Genomic DNA, 16,156 nt, shown 5'->3' on the forward strand with positions numbered 1-16,156 from the left:
CCAGCTCCAGCTCTGCGACAGAACCCACAGTACGGGCCCTGCATCCATTGACGCACTGTTCGGGGACGGATGCGCTCATCCCCAAGGACGACTGCAACCGCTCCCGCTCCGGCGTAGGGAGTAGGTGTCCCCCCAAGGAGACCCCCGCGGACTCCGGGGCCGGAAGCACGTGCAACGTCCCCTCTGTCCCTTACATGACGACTGGTGTTGCCGGATCGTTCCCCACGGGGCTGGGGTCCAACCCCGGCCACCCCGTACCCTTGGGTTTTGTGTTCCGTAGCCGTGCCAAGGAAGAGAAGGCAGCCGTCGTCGACAAGGCGTCGCTGACCGACTCCAAGCAGCCCCGTGACCCGCAGGCGAAGAAGGGTCGGCCCACGCCCAAGCGCAGTGAGGCCCAGTCCCAGCGCCGCAGCGTCGCCAACACCTCGATGACGCGCAAGGACGCCGCCAAGCGCCAGCGCGAGGAGCGCCGTGCCGCGCTGGAGCGTCAGCGCCAGGCGCTGGCCGGCGGTGACGAGCGGTATCTGCCCGCCCGTGACAAGGGTCCGGTGCGCAAGTTCGCCCGCGACTGGATCGACTCGCGGTTCAACGTGGCGGAGTTCTTCCTGCCCATGGCCGTGGTCATCCTGGTGCTGAGCATGGTGCGGGTGGGCGCGCTGCAGAGCATCGCGCTGCTCCTGTGGCTCGTCGTGATCGTGCTGATCGTGCTGGACGCGGTCGTCAGCGCCTTCCGGCTGAAGAAGCAGCTCGCCGAGCGGTTCCCGGACCGGAACACCAAGGGCGCCACCCGGTACGCCCTGATGCGCTCCCTCCAGATGCGCCGGCTCCGGCTGCCGAAGCCGCAGGTCAAACGCGGAGAGCGGCCCTGAGCACTACGTCGTTCTCCGGGGGTGCGGCGGATGCCTGGCTGGGCAAACTGGGCGGTCTGCGCAATGCCGTACGGCAGGAGCTGGTGGCCCGGCAGCTCGACGAGCAGATAGCGGGGCGGTTCCCGGTCGGGCAGCGGCTGCGGGTGCTCGACGTGGGCATGGGCCAGGGCACGCAGGCGCTGCGGCTGGCGCGGGCCGGGCATCAGGTGACCGGGCTCGAGCAGGATCCGACGATGGTCGCGACCGCGCGGGAGGCCCTCTCCGGTGAGCCCGAGGGGATCCGGGAGCGGGTGCGGATCATCGAGGGCGACGGCCGGGACACCGGGGTGCACTTCCTGCCGGGCAGCTTCGACCTGGTGTTGTGCCACGGGGTGCTGATGTACGTCGAGGAGCCGGATCCGCTGCTGGCGGGGCTGGCCCGGATGCTGGCCCACGGCGGGCTGCTGTCGCTGCTCGTGCGCAACGGTGACGCGCTGGCGATGCGGCCGGGTCTGTCCGGGGACTGGGCCGGTGCGCTCGGGGCCTTCGACACCGTGTCGTACACGAACCGGCTGGGGCTCGATGTGCGGGCCGACCGCCTGGAGGCGCTGACCGCCACGCTCGCCGGGATCGCCGCGCCGCTGCACGCCTGGTACGGCGTGCGGGTGTTCACGGACACCGCGGCGGACAGGGCGGAGATCCCCGCCGACATGGAGACCTTGCTCGCGGTCGAGGAGCGGGCCGGGCGGACGGATCCTTATCGGGGGGTGGCGGCGCTGCTGCACCTGTGCGGGGTGCGCGGCTAGCGCCGCGGGCCGTCTCGGTTTGCGGCTGCGCCACGGGGCGCCATTGGCACGCGCCCCTGTGGGACGCTGCCGGAACCGCACTGATTTCGCCGAGGGCGCCCAACTCAGACCGCAGCCCGTTCGGGCGTACAGCGCAAGCCGGACATTCACCCCGAGACGAGACTCAGGGCATGGACATTGCCCGTACCCGTGGCTTTCGGCTGCTCGTTCTCGTCGCCGTGCTCTGCTGTGGGCTCGCGCTCGTCCCGGGGTGCTCCGGATCCGGTTCCTCAGGTGAGCCGGAGAGGACGACCGCGCAGGCCGCGCAGCCCGCACAGGCCGTTGCGCCCATGGCGGGCAGCGACCTGCAGAGCGCCTACCAGAAGGTGATCAAGGACGTTCTGCCGTCGGTCGTGCAGATCCAGGCCGACGGCGATCTTGGGTCGGGGATCGTCTACGACGGCCAGGGGCGCATCGTCACCAACGCGCATGTCGTCGGGAACGCGAAGACCTTCAAGGTGACGACCGCCAACAGCGAGGACGCGCTCACCGCCCGGCTCGTCTACTCGTACCCGGACCAGGACCTCGCCGTCATCAAGCTGGACCAGGTGCCGAGCGGGCTGAAGGCGGCCGCCTTCGCGGACTCCTCGAAGGTGGCGGTCGGGCAGATCGTGCTGGCGATGGGTTCGCCGCTCGGGCTGTCGTCCAGCGTGACGCAGGGCATCGTCTCGGCGACCGGGCGCACCGTGAGCGAGGGCCGTACCGACGGAGGCACGGGCGCCACCATCGCCAACATGGTGCAGACGTCCGCGGCCATCAACCCCGGTAACAGCGGCGGCGCCCTCGTCAACCTCGACGGACAGGTCATCGGCATTCCGACGCTGGCCGCCACCGACCCCGGCCTCGGCAACGGTGCGGCGCCCGGCATCGGGTTCGCGATCCCCTCGTCGATGGTGAAGACGATCGCCGACCAGATCATCAAGAGCGGCAAGGTCACCGACTCGGGGCGGGCCGCGCTCGGCATCACGGGCCGTACGGTCGTCGACAACAGCTACCAGGCCGCCGGGGTCGCCGTGGTCGCCGTGAAGAGCGGCGGGGCGGCCGACAAGGCGGGCATCCGGCCCGGGGACGTCATCATCAGGCTGGGTGACACGGACATCACCACCATCACGTCCATGGCGGAGGCGCTGGCGGCACAGAAGCCGGGTGACAGGACGTCGGTGACGTTCACCCGGAACGGGAGTCGGAAGCAGGTCGATGTGACGCTGGGCGAGCAGTGACGGAAGGAGGGGGAGGGAGCGGCCGGATCGCGGCCGCGCCCTCCCCCTCCGTACCGGCTACGCCTCTTCGGCGTGCAGGCTCATCGGCCCGTAGATCTCCGCGGAGTCCTCGAACAGTCGCACCTGGTCGGCGCCGCCGTCCTGCAGGGCCTTCCAGTGCTCCCCGATCCAGGACTCGGCGTCCCCCTGCGTGGTGAACTCCTCGGGCTGGACCGCGGGCTGGACCTCCGCCCCGTCGGCCTTCTCGAACCGCCACGTCCATGACGCCATCTACGCCTCCCGTGTCTGAGCACCTGCAGAGCAGAAGGCGGATCTTGGTCCGCCTCCTGCCAGAAGCCTAGTCGGATGGGCAGCACCTGCGCAGACACGCGAAAATCACTTCCGTGGAAGTGACTCTGCTCGGCACCGGTGCCCCCGCGGGACTGCCCCGCCCCGACTGTCCCTGTGCTGCCTGTGCGACCGCGCTCGGCGGGGATGCCCGGGCGGCGACCGCGGTGCTCGTGGACGGGACCCTGTTGCTGGATCTGACGCCGGGCGCGGCGTTCGCGGCGGCGCGAGCCGGGCATTCGCTCGCCGGCGTACGGCAGGTGCTGTTGTCGCATCCGCACCGCGGGCCCGTGGTCGAGGTACCGGCGGGGCTGCCGCAGCCCGGGCGGGTGCCGGACGGGCGGGAGTTGGCGCTGCTGACGGGGCATCGGGTGCGGGCGGTGGCGATGGACGGTCCGGGCACCGGGTATGCGGTGACCGGGCCGAACGGGCAGCGGCTGCTGTATCTGCCGCCGGGGGGCGCGCCGGCCGGTCTTGAGCACAACGGGGCCGTGGGGTACGACATGCTGCTGACCGATGTGGTGGGGCGGCCGGACGCGCTGGCCAAGCTGCGGGCGGTCGGCGTCGTCGGCCCGACCACGGATGTCGTCGCCGTCCATCTCGACCACGACGTGCCGCCGGGGCCGGAGTTGCGGCGACGGCTCGCCGCCGCGGGGGCGCGGGCCGTGCCGGACGGGGCGACGCTGACGGTGGGGGTGTACGAGGACGTGCCCGATGTGCCGCGGCGGACGCTGGTGCTGGGCGGTGCGCGGTCCGGGAAGTCGGTGGAGGCCGAACGGCGCCTGGAGGCCTTTCCGGACGTGCTGTACGTGGCGACGGGCGGCTCGCGGAACGGGGACACGGAATGGGCGTCCCGGGTGGCCGTCCACCGGGAGCGCCGGCCGGGGTCCTGGCGGACGGCCGAGACCTGCGACCTGGTGCCGCTGCTGGCGGCCGACGGCCCGCCGCTGCTCATCGACTGTCTGTCGCTGTGGCTGACGGACGCGATGGACTCCGTCGGGGCGTGGGACGACGCCCAGTGGGCCGACGGCGGGGAGCGGGCCCTGCGGGAGCGGGTGCGGGAGCTGACGGAGGCGGTACGGGCGAGCCGGCGGACCGTGGTCGCCGTGTCCAACGAGGTCGGCTCGGGGATCGTGCCGGCCACCGCTTCGGGGCGCCGGTACCGCGATGAACTCGGGCGGCTGAACGCGGCGTTCGCCAAGGAGTGCGAGCAGGTGGTGCTGGTGGTGGCGGGGCAGGCGATGGTGCTACGCGGCTGAGGGTCTGCGGCGCGCGATGATCCGGTGCGTGTACGGGAACTGGCCGAGGAGGTGCCGGCTCGTCGCGAGGACCGTGCAGCCGTGGAAGTCGAGTTGGGTGCGCAGGGCGGGCGACTGCGCCGGCTGGGTCTCCACGAGGAGGAGGCCGCCGCGGCGGACGAGCGTGAGGGCGGCGCGGAGTTCGGCGCGGAGGTCCGAGACCGGTGAGCGGTGCTGGAGGAGTGTGACGACGTCGTAGCGGCCGCGCAGGATCGTGGTGATGTGAGGGTCCGTCACATGCCCTACAAAGGCCTCGTCGACGCGCTCGGCATGGCAGGCGTAGGACACCCGCGGGGTGGGGTCGAGGCCGTCGAAGGAGGTGTAGGGGAACAGTTCGCGTGCCGTGCCGGGGAAGTGGGCGTCGCCCGTGCCCACGTCCAGCCAGCTCTCCGGTTCGGGCAGGAGCCGCAGGACCGCGCGGGCCGCCGAGAGGTGCCGGCGCCGGTCGCGAGCGCTGACATGGGTGCTCGGGTAGGTCATGGCGGCTCCCGGAGACGTAGGACAATCCGCTGCAAAACGGAACGTATGGGATCCATCTCCCGGGGGCAAAGACGTCACGCGCGCGTGGTGCCCCTGGGGCGCTGTCCCGTTCGGCCGGTGCCGGTACTGTTCGGCGAATGAGCTCGCTTAATCTCGACGACTTCACCGATCTGATCGAGCGTCCCGACGGCGGGGTGCGCCGCGACGCCGAGGCGCGCAGGGAGCGTCAGATCGTGCCGCCCGGGTCGCTGGGCCGCCTCGACGACCTGGGTGAGTGGCTGTCGGCGGCCCAGTCCGCCGTGCCGGTGCGGCCGATCGAACGGCCCCGGGTGGTCCTCTTCGCCGGCGACCACGGCGTCGCCGAACTGGGCGTTTCGGCAGGGCCGGCGGGTGGCGCCCACCAGTTGGTGCGGGAGGTCCTGGAGGGCGGCCGTCCGGTGTCGGTGCTCGCCCGGCGGCTCGGCGTGCCGGTGCGGATCGTCGACATGGCGCTGGACTGCGACCCCGACACCTTGCCCGCCGAGGTCGTACGGCACCGGGTGCGGCGCGGCAGCGGACGTATCGACCTCGAGGACGCGCTGACGCTCGAAGAGGCGGAGGCCGCCTTCCGGGCCGGTGTCGCGGTGGCCGACGAGGAGGCCGACTCCGGTACGGATCTGGTGGTGCTCGGCGATGTGAGCGTGGGCGGGACGACCCCGGCCGGGGTGCTGATCGCCGCGCTGTGCGGAACCGACGCGTCCGTGGTCACCGGGCGGGGCGGGCTCGCCATCGACGACCTGGCGTGGATGCGCAAGTGCGCGGCGATCCGGGACGCGCTGCGCCGGGCCCGGCCGGTGCTGGGCGACCAGCTGCAGCTGCTGGCGACCGTCGGCGGGGCGGACCTCGCCGCGATCACGGGGTTCCTGCTGCAGAGCGCGGTGCGCAAGATGCCGGTGATCCTGGACGGGGTCGTGACGGCCGCCTGCGCCCTGGTGGCGCAGCGGATCGCCTTCCGGGCGCCGGACTGGTGGCTGGCCGCACACGACAGCGGGGAGCCGGGGCAGGCCAAGGCGCTGGACCGGATGGCCCTGGAGCCGCTGCTCTCGCACGGGGTGACCGTGGGCGAGGGTGCGGGGGCGCTGCTGGCGCTGCCGCTGGTGCAGGCCGCGGCGGCGCTGTCCGCGGAGCTGCCGGAGAAGCCGCAGGCCTCGGGGGTACCTGAGAAGGATGAACCCGGGGACGAGTCGGCCGAGGACGTCGACACGAAGGAGGAGACCGCATAGGCCGCGGGAGGGCCGAAAGTCGACAGAGCCGCAGACAAAGGATGGATGGGTTCATCAAGGCCTCGCCCATATGATCCTCACTCATGGGAGATGCCCGAATTGCCGCGCGGCGCGCTGCCGCATTCGCCGTCTGGTATTTGCGGGCCGTCGCGTTCGTCAATTTCCTCAGTGCCGTCTGGGTCTCTCTGGGGCAGGACGTGCGGCGGCACAACCAGGAGAACTTCTTCACCCCGTATCTGCTGACCGCCGGTTTCGCCTCCGGGGTGTTCACAGCGTTCCTCGCCGTCACCATGCGGCGCCGCAAGCGCGCCGCATGGATCCTCAACCTCGCGCTGGCCGGTTCGTTCCTCGGGCTGTTCGCTTTCGCGATGTCCTACCCGGAGATCCGGCAGTACGCCCAGAACTGGATCTCGTTGGGCCTCACGGCCCTCTTCGTCCTCGCCCTGCTGGTCGGGCGGCGGGAGTTCTATGCCAAGGGCGACCGCTCGAATCCGAAGCTCGCCGCCGCCGTCGCGGTGGGCGGCACGCTGGTCGCCTCGCTGTTCGCCGCGCTGCTGGTGACGGTCACCAACGAGGCGCCAGACGCGGCCGTTTCGACGTTCCCGGAGCGCTGGCGCTACGGCACCCTGCGGCTCGTCTCGGTAGCCGTCGACGAGTCCCGCTTCCCCGGCGTCGACGCGCCGAACTGGGTGAACGTCGCCATCAACGTGCTCAGCACGATCCTCGTCCTCGCCGTCTTGTACGCCGCCTTCCGCTCCCGGCGGGCCGTCGACCCGCTCACCGAGGACGACGAGAAGCGGCTGCGGGAGCTGCTGGGGCGGCACGGCGAGCGGGACTCGCTCGGGTATTTCGCGCTGCGCCGGGAGAAGAGCGTGGTGTGGTCGCCGACCGGCAAGGCGGCCGTCGCGTACCGGGTCGTCGGGGGTGTCTCGCTGGCGTCCGGTGATCCGATCGGGGACCCGGAGGCCTGGCCGGGCGCCATCGAACCGTGGCTCGCCGAGGCCCGCGCGCACGGGTGGATCCCGGCCGTGATGGGGGCGAGCGAGGAGGCCGGCACGGTGTATGCGCGGCACGGGCTGGACGCCCTGGAGCTCGGCGACGAGGCTTTGGTGGAGGTGGCCGACTTCACCCTGGACGGACGGGCCATGCGCACCGTGCGGCAGGCCTACAACCGGGTGAAGCGGGCTGGGTACACGGTGTGCATCCGGCGGCACGAGGACATTCCGGCAGAGGAAATGACGTATCTGCTCAAGCGGGCGGACGACTGGCGCGACGGGGCTACCGAGCGCGGGTTCAGCATGGCGCTGGGCCGGCTCGGGGACCCCGAGGACGGGCGGTGCGTGATGCTCGAGTGCAGGGACAGCCGCGCCGGGGAAGGCGCGGGTGAGCTGAGGGCGCTTCTCTCCTTCGTGCCGTGGGGTCCGCACGGGCTCTCCCTCGACCTGATGCGCCGGGACCGCGCATCCGACAACGGCCTGATGGAGTTCATGGTCATCGAGCTGCTGCGGCGGGCCCGCGAGATCGAGATCACGCAGGTCTCGCTCAACTTCGCGATGTTCCGTTCGGTCTTTGAACGTGGCGCACGCCTCGGTGCCGGGCCGGTGCTGAGGCTGTGGCGCTCGCTGCTCAGCTTCTTCTCGCGCTGGTGGCAGATCGAGTCGCTGTACCGCGCCAACGCCAAGTACCGGCCCATCTGGGAGCCGCGGTTCCTGCTCTTCGAGAAGAGCGCGGACCTGCCGCGCATCGGCATCGCCTCGGCGCGCGCGGAGGGGTTCCTGGAGGCACCGGGGCTGCCGAAGTGGCTGCACCGCACGCACCTGGAGACGCACAGATGAGGACCGACGGATGAACAGGCTCGCCCGCTGGGCCCGTGCCGAATGGGGGCTCCTGTTCGTCACGGCGCGTGAGTCGCTGATGAAGCGGCGCTGGCGGGCGATCCCGATGACTCTCGGGGCGGTGGTGCTGACGACGGTCATACAGGTCGTGCAGAACCAGTCGTGGGGTTATCGGTTCGTGGAGAACACGGGGGGAGTGCGCGCCGAGGACCCGTTGTGGCTGTCGCTGCTGCGCACTCCGCTGTCGCTGTTCGTCCCGGCTCTCGACCTGCCCGTGTGGGGTGCGCTCGCACAGGTCCTGTTCGTGTTCGGCGTCGCGGAGATCTGCCTCGGCCGCTGGCGCACCCTCGTCATCGCCTACTCCGCCACGCTCGCCGGCACGCTCTACGCCCGCCTGGGCATCTGGCTGGGCTTCGACAACGCCTTCGGACTGCCCTCCTCGGACGCCTCGGTCGTGGACACCGGCCCGTCGGCGGCGGTGGTGGGCCTCGCGGTGTTCCTCGGCTGGCGCTACGGCGCGTATGTCACGGCGTGTGCGGTGACGGCGGCGATGGCGGTGGAGGTACTGCTGAAGGGAAATCTCGCCGGCAAGGAGCACATGGCGGCGATCGCGGCGGTGGGGGTGCTGTGTCTGATCTCGGCGGTGCGGCACCGGCACCGTCCGATGGCGCGGATCGAGTCCAGGTCGGGATTTCCTCAGGCCAGATCCTGACCGCTGCGCCGTCGTGGCCGCGCGCCCCTAAGGGGCACGCGGCGGCACTGGGTCGGGCTTGCCGCCCAGCAGGTCCTGGAGTTTACGGCGGGGACCCGCCCACCGGCGGTCGTGGCGATACGCCCGCAGCGCGGACTTGGCCCTGGCGCGCGGGCGGCGGCGGTAGAAACGTCTGGCCCAGGGCGAGCCGGGGCGGGCCAGGCGGATCAGACCGATCAGGCCGATGAGCGGGACGATCACGCTGAAGATCGCCATCCGTGCCTTGCCCTTGCTGAGGACGGCCAGCGAGAACAGGAAGTTGACCACGACGGTCGAGATCACGTCGCCACGGCTGTGCAGTTCCTCCTGGCTCATGTCGTTGACGCCGAACGGCGAGAACCCCGAGAGCAGCAGCCCGACCAGGGCCGCCGTGAGGACGACGACCTCGACGCTCTTGCGGCCCTCCTCGGTCCAGTACACGTCGTCGAGGTGCAGGATCAGCGCGAACTCGTCGAGGACGAGTCCCGCCCCCATGCCGAACAGGACGGCGCAGATGGCCGCGCCGAAGCCGTGCCGGCCGCTGGCCACCGCCCCGAAGCCGCCGACGACGATGAGGACGACGCCGGGCACGACGTGATGGATGTGCAGCCCGCCCGCCTTCACGTTCCCGAAGGGCCCCTTGCCGGCCCGGATGAGGCGGGTGACGAGCCGGGTGATCAGGAACGTCAGCACGAACGCGGTGAGGGCGAGCAACAGCGGCAGCTTGCCGGGCTCGATGATGTTGCGCTGCAACCAATGTCCCATATGCGCACTGTATCCACGGCCGCCTCGGCCCTCCTGCGCACCGCGGTGCGGACATCGCGAGGGAGCCCGGGTAACCTGCGCCGATGCCCGACCCCTCCAAGACCCCCTGGCCGGACGGCCTCCGTTTCGCCTTCGGCACTCTCACCGTGCTGCCGGTGAAGGTGACCCGCTGGGACCGGGACGCAGCGCGCGGCGGCATGCTCTGCGCGCCGCTCGCCGGGCTGGTCGTCGGCGGGTGCGCGGCACTGGCCGGTGTGGTGCTGCTGGCGCTGGGTGCGGACGCGCTGCTCGCCGCCGTCGCCTCCGCCGCCGTACCCGCCGTCCTCACCCGGGGTCTGCATCTCGACGGGCTCGCGGACACCGCGGACGGGCTCGGCAGCGGCAAGCCCGCCGAGGACGCGCTGCGGATCATGAAGCAGTCGGACATCGGGCCGTTCGGGGTGATCACGCTCGTCCTCGTCCTGCTGGCGCAGGTCGCGGCGTTGGCTCAGGCGTACGGCGACTCGTGGGCCCGGGGTGCGCTCGCCGCGGTCGTCTCCGCGACGGCCGCCCGGCTGGCGCTCACCCTGGCCGCGCGGGCCGGGGTGCCGGCCGCCCGGCCCGAGGGGCTGGGGGCGGCGGTCGCGGGCGTGGTGCCGGTGCGGGCGGCGGCGGTGGCGGCGGTCGTGGTGGCCGGTGCGGCGGCCGCCGGGGGTGCGCTCGTGGGGACGTACGACGTGGTCCGTACGGCGGTCGCGGTCGTCGCCGCCCTCGCCGTGGCCGAACTCCTGCTGCGGCACTGCATGCGCCGCTTCGGCGGGGTCACCGGTGATGTGTTCGGGGGGCTTGCCGAGACGGCTGCGACGGTTTCGCTCCTGGTGCTTTCGCTGGGGCAGTAGTCTCTTGCGCCGTACACGGACAAGTGATCGTGATCGGGGGATGTTCGTGCCGAAGCTTCGTCGTGCCGTGGCCTGGTTCATCGACTTCGCGCTGGTGCTCACGCTGGCGTATCTGCTCGCCGTGCTGACCTTCCACCGGATAGCCGGGCTGCTCACCGACGCGCCGGATCTCGCCGTCCACGGCGGCTTCGACCTGCTGACCTCGCAGGGCGACGTCGTCGGCGCCTCGGAGACCCTCGGGCTGTCGCTGTGGCACAAGGCCGTGCTCGACGTGGAGGAGGGCTTCGGGATGCTGGTCGTGGCGACGTTCCTCTACCAGTGGGGCTGCCTCGCCCTCGCCGGCCGGACCCTGGGCAAGGGGCTGCTCGGGCTGCAGGTCAGCCCGTGCGCCCCCTCCCGGGCCGCGGTGCGTGCCGCGGTCACCACGGCCGCCGACATCGCCGTCTACGCCGTCGCCTGCATCCTGCTGGTGGAGGGGCAGTTCGTGGCCTCGGTGCTGGTGTGGGCGCTGGCCGTGGTGATCTTCCTGCTCAACGCACTGCCGGTCTTCTCCCCCACCTGCCGCTCCCTCGCCGACCGGCTGGCGGGCACGGCGGTCACCGTGCTCGGGGTCAGCACGCCCGGCGCCACACCCCCAGTTCGTACTTTTTGAGCATCGAGCTGAGCTTCAACCGGCGGGACTCGGCGCAGAAGCGGCTGGTCGGCAGCTCGTACTCGACGTGGAAGACGGCCTTGCCTGCCTTGATGAAGGGCTTCTCGGCGGCGCACTCGCCGTACTGGGCGCACTGTTCGTTGACCGCGAAGTCGAAGTCCCCGACCAACTGCGGGATCTGGTCCAGGTCGTTCTTCAGGCCGACCGCCATGCCCCGGTCGTGGGCCAGCTTCGCGATCAGGCGGTTGTAGCGGAGCTGGTCGGCGGCCTTGAGCGGGAAGCCGGTGGTGTTCTTGTAGCCGTCCATGTTGTCGGGCTCCACCGCGTCGAAGCCCTTCTTGCGGCACATGTCGAAGCGGGCCGCCATCAGCGGCTCCAATACGTCGGTGCGGCGGATGTCGAACCAGCGCTCGCCCTTCCAGCCGTTGCCCTTGCCGAGCACCGACTCGGGAAACTTCTTCGCGTCGGGGCGCCAGTCCTCCCAGGCGCCGGTGGAGAGGTAGCAGATGACCTTGCGGCCCTTGTCGTGCAGCGTGGTGACGGTGGCCTTCGGCTGGTCGAAGCCGTCGATGTCGTAGACCGGCGCGTCGACGGAGGTGTCGACGCGGCCGCTGAGCTGCCACTGCCAGGCCACGCCGGGGCGCGGCTGCCAACGGCCGCCGGACGTCTGGGAGTCGGGCGCGCTGCCGCAGCCTGCCGTGAGCACGAGCAGCGCGAGCAGGGCAAGCAGGCGTATCGGACGTTTCAACGAACGGGCTCCAGGGTGCGTAGAAGTGTTCCCCACGGATGATCTCCGATGCCGGGCACTGCGTACGCCCGGAGGAATGAGTGAAGGCGCACACACGCGTAGGCTCATCCCGAGTGTTCGCCGTACCGGGGAAGGCCCCGCTGAGACCGCACCCTGAGGCCGGTTCTAGGGTCGGCTGTCGGGCCCGGTCGACCCACACAGATCGACCACAGAAACTTCACATTGGAAGCGAGAATTCACCACCGTGACTGCTCTCACTCTCAGCACCGCCGCGGCGCCCGGTCTTCGGGCCGACGCGATCGTGATCGGTGTGGCCAAGGGCACTGGCTCCAGGTCTGGGGACCTGGTCGTCGCACCCGGCGCCGAGGCCGTGGACAAGGCCTACGACGGCAGGCTCGCCGGCGTCCTGGAGACCCTCGGTGCCTCCGGTGCCGAGGGCGAGGTGACGAAGCTGCCGGCGCCGGCCGGCTTCAAGGCCCCGCTCGTGGTGGCGGTGGGCCTGGGCGCGGAGCCCGAGAAGGACTCCCGCTATGACGGCGAGGCGCTGCGCAAGGCCGCCGGTGCCGCGGCCCGCACCCTCACCGGCGCCAAGAAGGCCGCCTTCGCCCTGCCCGTCCAGGACGCCTCGGACGTCGGCGCGATCGGCGAGGGCGTGCTGCTCGGCGCGTACTCCTTCGACGCCTACAAGAACAACGGCAAGGACCCGAAGGCCAAGAACGGCAAGGCCCCCCTCGCCGAGGCCTCCGTCCTGGGCGCCAGGCCCCGCGACAAGGAGCACAAGGCGGCCGTCGAGCGCGCCACCGCCGTCGCCGAGGAGCTCAACCGCGCCCGCGACCTGATCAACACCCCGCCGAACGACCTGAACCCGGAGGCGTTCGCCGCCGTCGCGCAGGCCGCGGCCAAGGAGCACGGCATCAAGGTGCAGGTGCTCGACGTGAAGGCCCTGGAGAAGGGCGGCTACGGCGGCATCCTCGGCGTCGGCGCGGGCTCCGCGTCCGGTCCGCGGCTGGTGAAGCTGTCGTACACCTCCGCCAAGGCGAAGAAGCACCTCGCGTTCGTCGGCAAGGGCATCACCTACGACTCGGGCGGCATCTCGCTGAAGCCGGCCGGCCACAACGAGACGATGAAGTGCGACATGAGCGGCGCGGCGGCCGTCTTCGCCGCCGTGGTCGCCGCCGCGCGTCTCGGCCTGGAGGTGAACGTCACCGGCTGGCTGGCGCTGGCGGAGAACATGCCGTCGGGTTCCGCGACCCGTCCCGGTGACGTGCTGCGCATGTACAGCGGCAAGACGGTCGAGGTCCTCAACACCGACGCCGAGGGCCGGCTGGTCCTCGCGGACGCGCTGTGGGCCGCCTCCCAGGAGAAGCCGGACGCGATCGTGGACGTCGCGACGCTGACCGGCGCGATGATGCTGGCGCTGGGCAGCCGGACCTTCGGGATCATGGCGAACGACGACGCGTTCCGCTCCGCTGTGCACGAGGCGGCCGAGGAGGTCGGCGAGCCGGCCTGGCCGATGCCGCTGCCGGAGCACCTGCGCAAGGGCATGGACTCCCCCACCGCCGACATCGCCAACATGGGCGAGCGGATGGGCGGCGGCCTGGTCGCCGGTCTCTTCCTGCGCGAGTTCGTGGGCGAGGGCATCACCTGGGCGCACCTGGACATCGCGGGTCCGGCCTTCAACGAGGGCGGACCGTTCGGCTACACGCCGAAGGGCGGCACGGGCACGGCGGTGCGGACGCTGGTACGGCTGGCGGAGCTCACCGCGGCAGGCGACCTCGGGTGAGGTTGCTCTGAGGACGAGGGGGCTCCGCGCGCGGGTAGGGCGGAGCCCCCTCGTTCATACGCCTCGCCCATCCGCTCAACTGAACGTGGGACGTCTCACACACCGGCCCGGCGTCTCGTTGGCCCTCGACAAGTGCGAAGATGGGGCACGGCAGGACAGGGCCCCCACCACAGGGCCGAAGAAAGAGCGGCCGGACACCAGCCGCCGACCGGTCACGGACGACCGGCGTGGCGCACATGCATGGAGGACGTGACGTGGCGAACGACGCCAGCACCGTTTTCGACCTAGTGATCCTCGGCGGTGGTAGCGGTGGTTACGCCGCGGCGCTGCGCGGGGCCCAGCTGGGCCTGGACGTCGCCCTGATCGAGAAGGACAAGGTCGGCGGTACCTGCCTGCACCGGGGGTGCATCCCCACCAAGGCCCTGCTGCACGCGGGCGAGATCGCCGACCAGGCCCGCGAGAGCGAGCAGTTCGGCGTCAAGGCCACCTTCGAGGGCATCGACGTGGCCGCCGTCCACAAGTACAAGGACGGTGTCATCTCCGGCCTGTACAAGGGTCTGCAGGGTCTCATCGCGTCCCGCAAGGTGACGTACATCGAGGGTGAGGGCCGCCTGTCCTCCCCGACCTCCGTCGACGTCAACGGCCAGCGCATCCAGGGCCGTCACGTCCTGCTGGCGACCGGCTCCGTGCCGAAGTCGCTGCCGGGCCTGGAGATCGACGGCAACCGCATCATCTCCTCGGACCACGCCCTCGTCCTGGACCGCGTGCCGAAGTCGGCGATCGTCCTCGGCGGCGGTGTCATCGGCGTCGAGTTCGCCTCCGCCTGGAAGTCCTTCGGTACGGACGTCACGGTCATCGAGGGCCTCAAGCACCTCGTCCCGGTCGAGGACGAGAACTCCTCCAAGCTTCTTGAGCGCGCGTTCCGCAAGCGCGGCATCAAGTTCAACCTGGGCACCTTCTTCTCGAAGGCCGAGTACACCGCCGACGGCGTCAAGGTCACCCTGGCCGACGGCAAGGAGTTCGAGGCCGAACTCCTGCTGGTCGCGGTCGGCCGCGGCCCGGTCTCGCAGGGTCTCGGTTACGAGGAGCAGGGCGTCGCGATGGACCGCGGCTACGTCCTGGTCGACGAGTACATGCGGACGAACGTCCCGACCATCTCTGCCGTCGGTGACCTGGTCCCGACGCTCCAGCTCGCGCACGTCGGCTTCGCCGAGGGCATCCTGGTGGCGGAGCGTCTGGCCGGTCTCAAGACCGTCCCGATCGACTACGACGGCGTGCCCCGGGTGACGTACTGCCACCCCGAGGTCGCCTCCGTGGGCATCACCGAGGCCAAGGCCAAGGAGATCTACGGTGCGGACAAGGTCGTCGCTCTGAAGTACAACCTCGCGGGCAACGGCAAGAGCAAGATCCTGAACACCTCGGGCGAGATCAAGCTCGTCCAGGTCAAGGACGGTGCCGTGGTCGGCGTCCACATGGTCGGCGACCGCATGGGCGAGCAGGTCGGCGAGGCCCAGCTGATCTACAACTGGGAAGCGCTGCCCGCCGAGGTCGCCCAGCTCATCCACGCCCACCCGACCCAGAACGAGGCGATGGGCGAGGCCCACCTGGCTCTGGCCGGCAAGCCCCTTCACTCGCACGACTGATCCCTCGGTCGACGAAGCGACGACACAGACTTCCGCACTTTCCGTAAGGAGCAACCGAAACCATGGCGGTTTCCGTAACCCTTCCGGCGCTCGGCGAGAGCGTCACCGAGGGCACTGTCACTCGTTGGCTGAAGGCCGAGGGCGAGCGTGTCGAGGCCGACGAGCCGCTGCTCGAGGTCTCGACCGACAAGGTCGACACCGAGATCCCCTCCCCTGCCGCCGGCGTCCTGGCGTCCATCAAGGTCGCCGAGGACGAGACCGTCGAGGTCGGCGCCGAGCTGGCCGTCATCGACGACGGCACGGGCGCCCCCGCTGCCGCCCCGGCCCCCGCCGCCGCCGAGGCCCCGGCCCCGGCCGCCGAGGCCCCCGCTCCGGCGCCGGCCGCCCAGCCCTCCACCGAGCAGGCGGCGCCTGCCCCGGCTCCCACCCCCGAGGCCACCGCCGGCGCGTCCGGCGCCCAGGGCACCGACGTGGTCCTGCCCGCGCTCGGCGAGTCCGTCACCGAGGGCACCGTCACCCGCTGGCTGAAGTCGGTCGGCGACTCCGTCGAGGCCGACGAGCCGCTGCTCGAGGTCTCCACGGACAAGGTCGACACCGAGATCCCGGCGCCCACCTCCGGTGTGCTGCTCGAGATCACCGTCGGCGAGGACGAGACCGCCGAGGTCGGCGCCAAGCTCGCCGTCATCGGCGCCCCCGGTGCCGCTCCGGCGGCCGCCCCGGCCCCCGCCGCTCCGGCTCCGGCGCCCGCCGCCGCTGCCCCGGCCCCGGCCCCGGCAGCCCCGGTAGCTCCGCCGGCCCCCGCGCCGACCCCGGCCCCGGCTCCTGCCGCACCGGCTCCCGCG

Annotated in this window: 16 protein-coding genes; 12 read left to right on the forward strand and 4 right to left on the reverse strand. The window is 71.4% G+C overall.

Annotated features, from left to right (window positions below; all coding sequences use genetic code 11):
* The first annotated feature begins 194 nt into the window (after window positions 1–194).
* From ABD355_RS36210 to ABD355_RS36220, 3 genes are all read left to right on the forward strand, one after another.
* Window positions 195–869 (forward strand): DUF3043 domain-containing protein, encoded by a 675-nt coding sequence (locus ABD355_RS36210; RefSeq protein ID WP_344405234.1) that lies wholly within the window; start codon window positions 195–197, stop codon window positions 867–869.
* An 83-nt stretch (window positions 870–952) separates the two neighbouring features.
* Window positions 953–1,654, forward strand: coding sequence for a class I SAM-dependent methyltransferase (locus ABD355_RS36215; protein ID WP_344405236.1), 702 nt, complete (start codon window positions 953–955; stop codon window positions 1,652–1,654).
* Between the two features lie 170 nt (window positions 1,655–1,824).
* A complete protein-coding gene (locus ABD355_RS36220; RefSeq protein WP_344405237.1) occupies window positions 1,825–2,913 on the forward strand; it encodes a S1C family serine protease in 1,089 nt (362 codons plus the stop codon).
* Between the two features lie 57 nt (window positions 2,914–2,970).
* Here ABD355_RS36220 and ABD355_RS36225 read toward each other — a convergent pair whose 3' ends face one another.
* The gene (locus tag ABD355_RS36225; protein WP_030932574.1) at window positions 2,971–3,183 is read right to left on the reverse strand and encodes a hypothetical protein; all 213 of its coding nucleotides are present in this window, start codon (window positions 3,181–3,183) and stop codon (window positions 2,971–2,973) included.
* A 113-nt stretch (window positions 3,184–3,296) separates the two neighbouring features.
* Between ABD355_RS36225 and ABD355_RS36230 the strand changes: the two genes are divergently transcribed.
* Entirely contained in the window at window positions 3,297–4,499 is a 1,203-nt protein-coding gene (locus tag ABD355_RS36230) for a bifunctional adenosylcobinamide kinase/adenosylcobinamide-phosphate guanylyltransferase (protein ID WP_344405238.1), read from the forward strand.
* Here ABD355_RS36230 and ABD355_RS36235 read toward each other — a convergent pair.
* Complete coding sequence (locus tag ABD355_RS36235) at window positions 4,488–5,018, reverse strand: methyltransferase domain-containing protein (protein WP_344405239.1); 531 nt, start codon at window positions 5,016–5,018, stop codon at window positions 4,488–4,490. The genes ABD355_RS36230 and ABD355_RS36235 overlap by 12 nt on opposite strands.
* Window positions 5,019–5,155: 137 nt before the next feature.
* On the opposite strand from ABD355_RS36235, the gene cobT reads away from it, so the two are divergent.
* From cobT to ABD355_RS36250, 3 genes are all read left to right on the forward strand, one after another.
* Window positions 5,156–6,280, forward strand: coding sequence for a nicotinate-nucleotide--dimethylbenzimidazole phosphoribosyltransferase (gene cobT, locus ABD355_RS36240; RefSeq protein WP_344405240.1), 1,125 nt, complete (start codon window positions 5,156–5,158; stop codon window positions 6,278–6,280).
* A gap of 83 nt (window positions 6,281–6,363) precedes the next feature.
* Window positions 6,364–8,115 carry a phosphatidylglycerol lysyltransferase domain-containing protein gene (locus ABD355_RS36245; protein ID WP_344405241.1) on the forward strand — a complete coding sequence of 584 codons (1,752 nt, stop codon included), beginning with the start codon at window positions 6,364–6,366 and terminating at the stop codon, window positions 8,113–8,115.
* A gap of 10 nt (window positions 8,116–8,125) precedes the next feature.
* Complete coding sequence (locus ABD355_RS36250; RefSeq protein ID WP_344405242.1) at window positions 8,126–8,827, forward strand: hypothetical protein; 702 nt, start codon at window positions 8,126–8,128, stop codon at window positions 8,825–8,827.
* Window positions 8,828–8,854: 27 nt separating this feature from the next.
* Here the strand turns inward: ABD355_RS36250 and ABD355_RS36255 are convergent, their stop codons facing one another.
* Entirely contained in the window at window positions 8,855–9,610 is a 756-nt protein-coding gene (locus tag ABD355_RS36255) for a hypothetical protein (protein WP_344405244.1), read from the reverse strand.
* 83 nt (window positions 9,611–9,693) lie between these two features.
* On the opposite strand from ABD355_RS36255, the gene ABD355_RS36260 reads away from it, so the two are divergent.
* Together ABD355_RS36260 and ABD355_RS36265 are read left to right on the forward strand one after the other, a co-directional pair.
* A complete protein-coding gene (locus tag ABD355_RS36260) occupies window positions 9,694–10,488 on the forward strand; it encodes an adenosylcobinamide-GDP ribazoletransferase (RefSeq protein WP_344405245.1) in 795 nt (264 codons plus the stop codon).
* Window positions 10,489–10,534: 46 nt separating this feature from the next.
* The gene (locus ABD355_RS36265; protein WP_344405247.1) at window positions 10,535–11,140 is read left to right on the forward strand and encodes an RDD family protein; all 606 of its coding nucleotides are present in this window, start codon (window positions 10,535–10,537) and stop codon (window positions 11,138–11,140) included.
* Here the strand turns inward: ABD355_RS36265 and ABD355_RS36270 are convergent.
* Window positions 11,100–11,888 (reverse strand): endo alpha-1,4 polygalactosaminidase, encoded by a 789-nt coding sequence (locus tag ABD355_RS36270; protein WP_344405248.1) that lies wholly within the window; start codon window positions 11,886–11,888, stop codon window positions 11,100–11,102. The two genes, ABD355_RS36265 and ABD355_RS36270, sit on opposite strands and share 41 nt — an antisense overlap.
* A gap of 244 nt (window positions 11,889–12,132) precedes the next feature.
* Between ABD355_RS36270 and ABD355_RS36275 the strand changes: the two genes are divergently transcribed.
* The 3 genes from ABD355_RS36275 to ABD355_RS36285 form a co-directional block, all read left to right on the forward strand.
* Window positions 12,133–13,671, forward strand: a complete 1,539-nt coding sequence (locus tag ABD355_RS36275) for a leucyl aminopeptidase (RefSeq protein ID WP_344405250.1) — start codon at window positions 12,133–12,135, stop codon at window positions 13,669–13,671.
* A gap of 254 nt (window positions 13,672–13,925) precedes the next feature.
* Complete coding sequence (lpdA, locus tag ABD355_RS36280; protein WP_344405251.1) at window positions 13,926–15,314, forward strand: dihydrolipoyl dehydrogenase; 1,389 nt, start codon at window positions 13,926–13,928, stop codon at window positions 15,312–15,314.
* 62 nt (window positions 15,315–15,376) lie between these two features.
* The coding region (locus ABD355_RS36285; RefSeq protein ID WP_344405252.1) for a biotin/lipoyl-containing protein at window positions 15,377–16,156 on the forward strand (780 nt) is incomplete at its 3' end.

Source organism: Streptomyces longisporus (assembly GCF_039532765.1).
Taxonomy (GTDB): Bacteria; Actinomycetota; Actinomycetes; order Streptomycetales; family Streptomycetaceae; genus Streptomyces; species Streptomyces longisporus.

Excerpts from the sequence above, each read along its gene's own strand:
- ABD355_RS36250 (WP_344405242.1), top strand. The coding sequence starts at position 8,126 with ATGAACAGGCTCGCCCGCTGGGCCCGTGCCGAATGGGGGCTCCTGTTC.
- ABD355_RS36255 (WP_344405244.1), bottom strand. The coding sequence starts at position 9,610 with ATGGGACATTGGTTGCAGCGCAACATCATCGAGCCCGGCAAGCTGCCG.
- ABD355_RS36220 (WP_344405237.1), top strand. The coding sequence starts at position 1,825 with ATGGACATTGCCCGTACCCGTGGCTTTCGGCTGCTCGTTCTCGTCGCC.
- cobT (WP_344405240.1), top strand. The coding sequence starts at position 5,156 with ATGAGCTCGCTTAATCTCGACGACTTCACCGATCTGATCGAGCGTCCC.
- ABD355_RS36260 (WP_344405245.1), top strand. The coding sequence starts at position 9,694 with ATGCCCGACCCCTCCAAGACCCCCTGGCCGGACGGCCTCCGTTTCGCC.
- ABD355_RS36225 (WP_030932574.1), bottom strand. The coding sequence starts at position 3,183 with ATGGCGTCATGGACGTGGCGGTTCGAGAAGGCCGACGGGGCGGAGGTC.
- ABD355_RS36235 (WP_344405239.1), bottom strand. The coding sequence starts at position 5,018 with ATGACCTACCCGAGCACCCATGTCAGCGCTCGCGACCGGCGCCGGCAC.
- ABD355_RS36210 (WP_344405234.1), top strand. The coding sequence starts at position 195 with ATGACGACTGGTGTTGCCGGATCGTTCCCCACGGGGCTGGGGTCCAAC.
- ABD355_RS36245 (WP_344405241.1), top strand. The coding sequence starts at position 6,364 with ATGGGAGATGCCCGAATTGCCGCGCGGCGCGCTGCCGCATTCGCCGTC.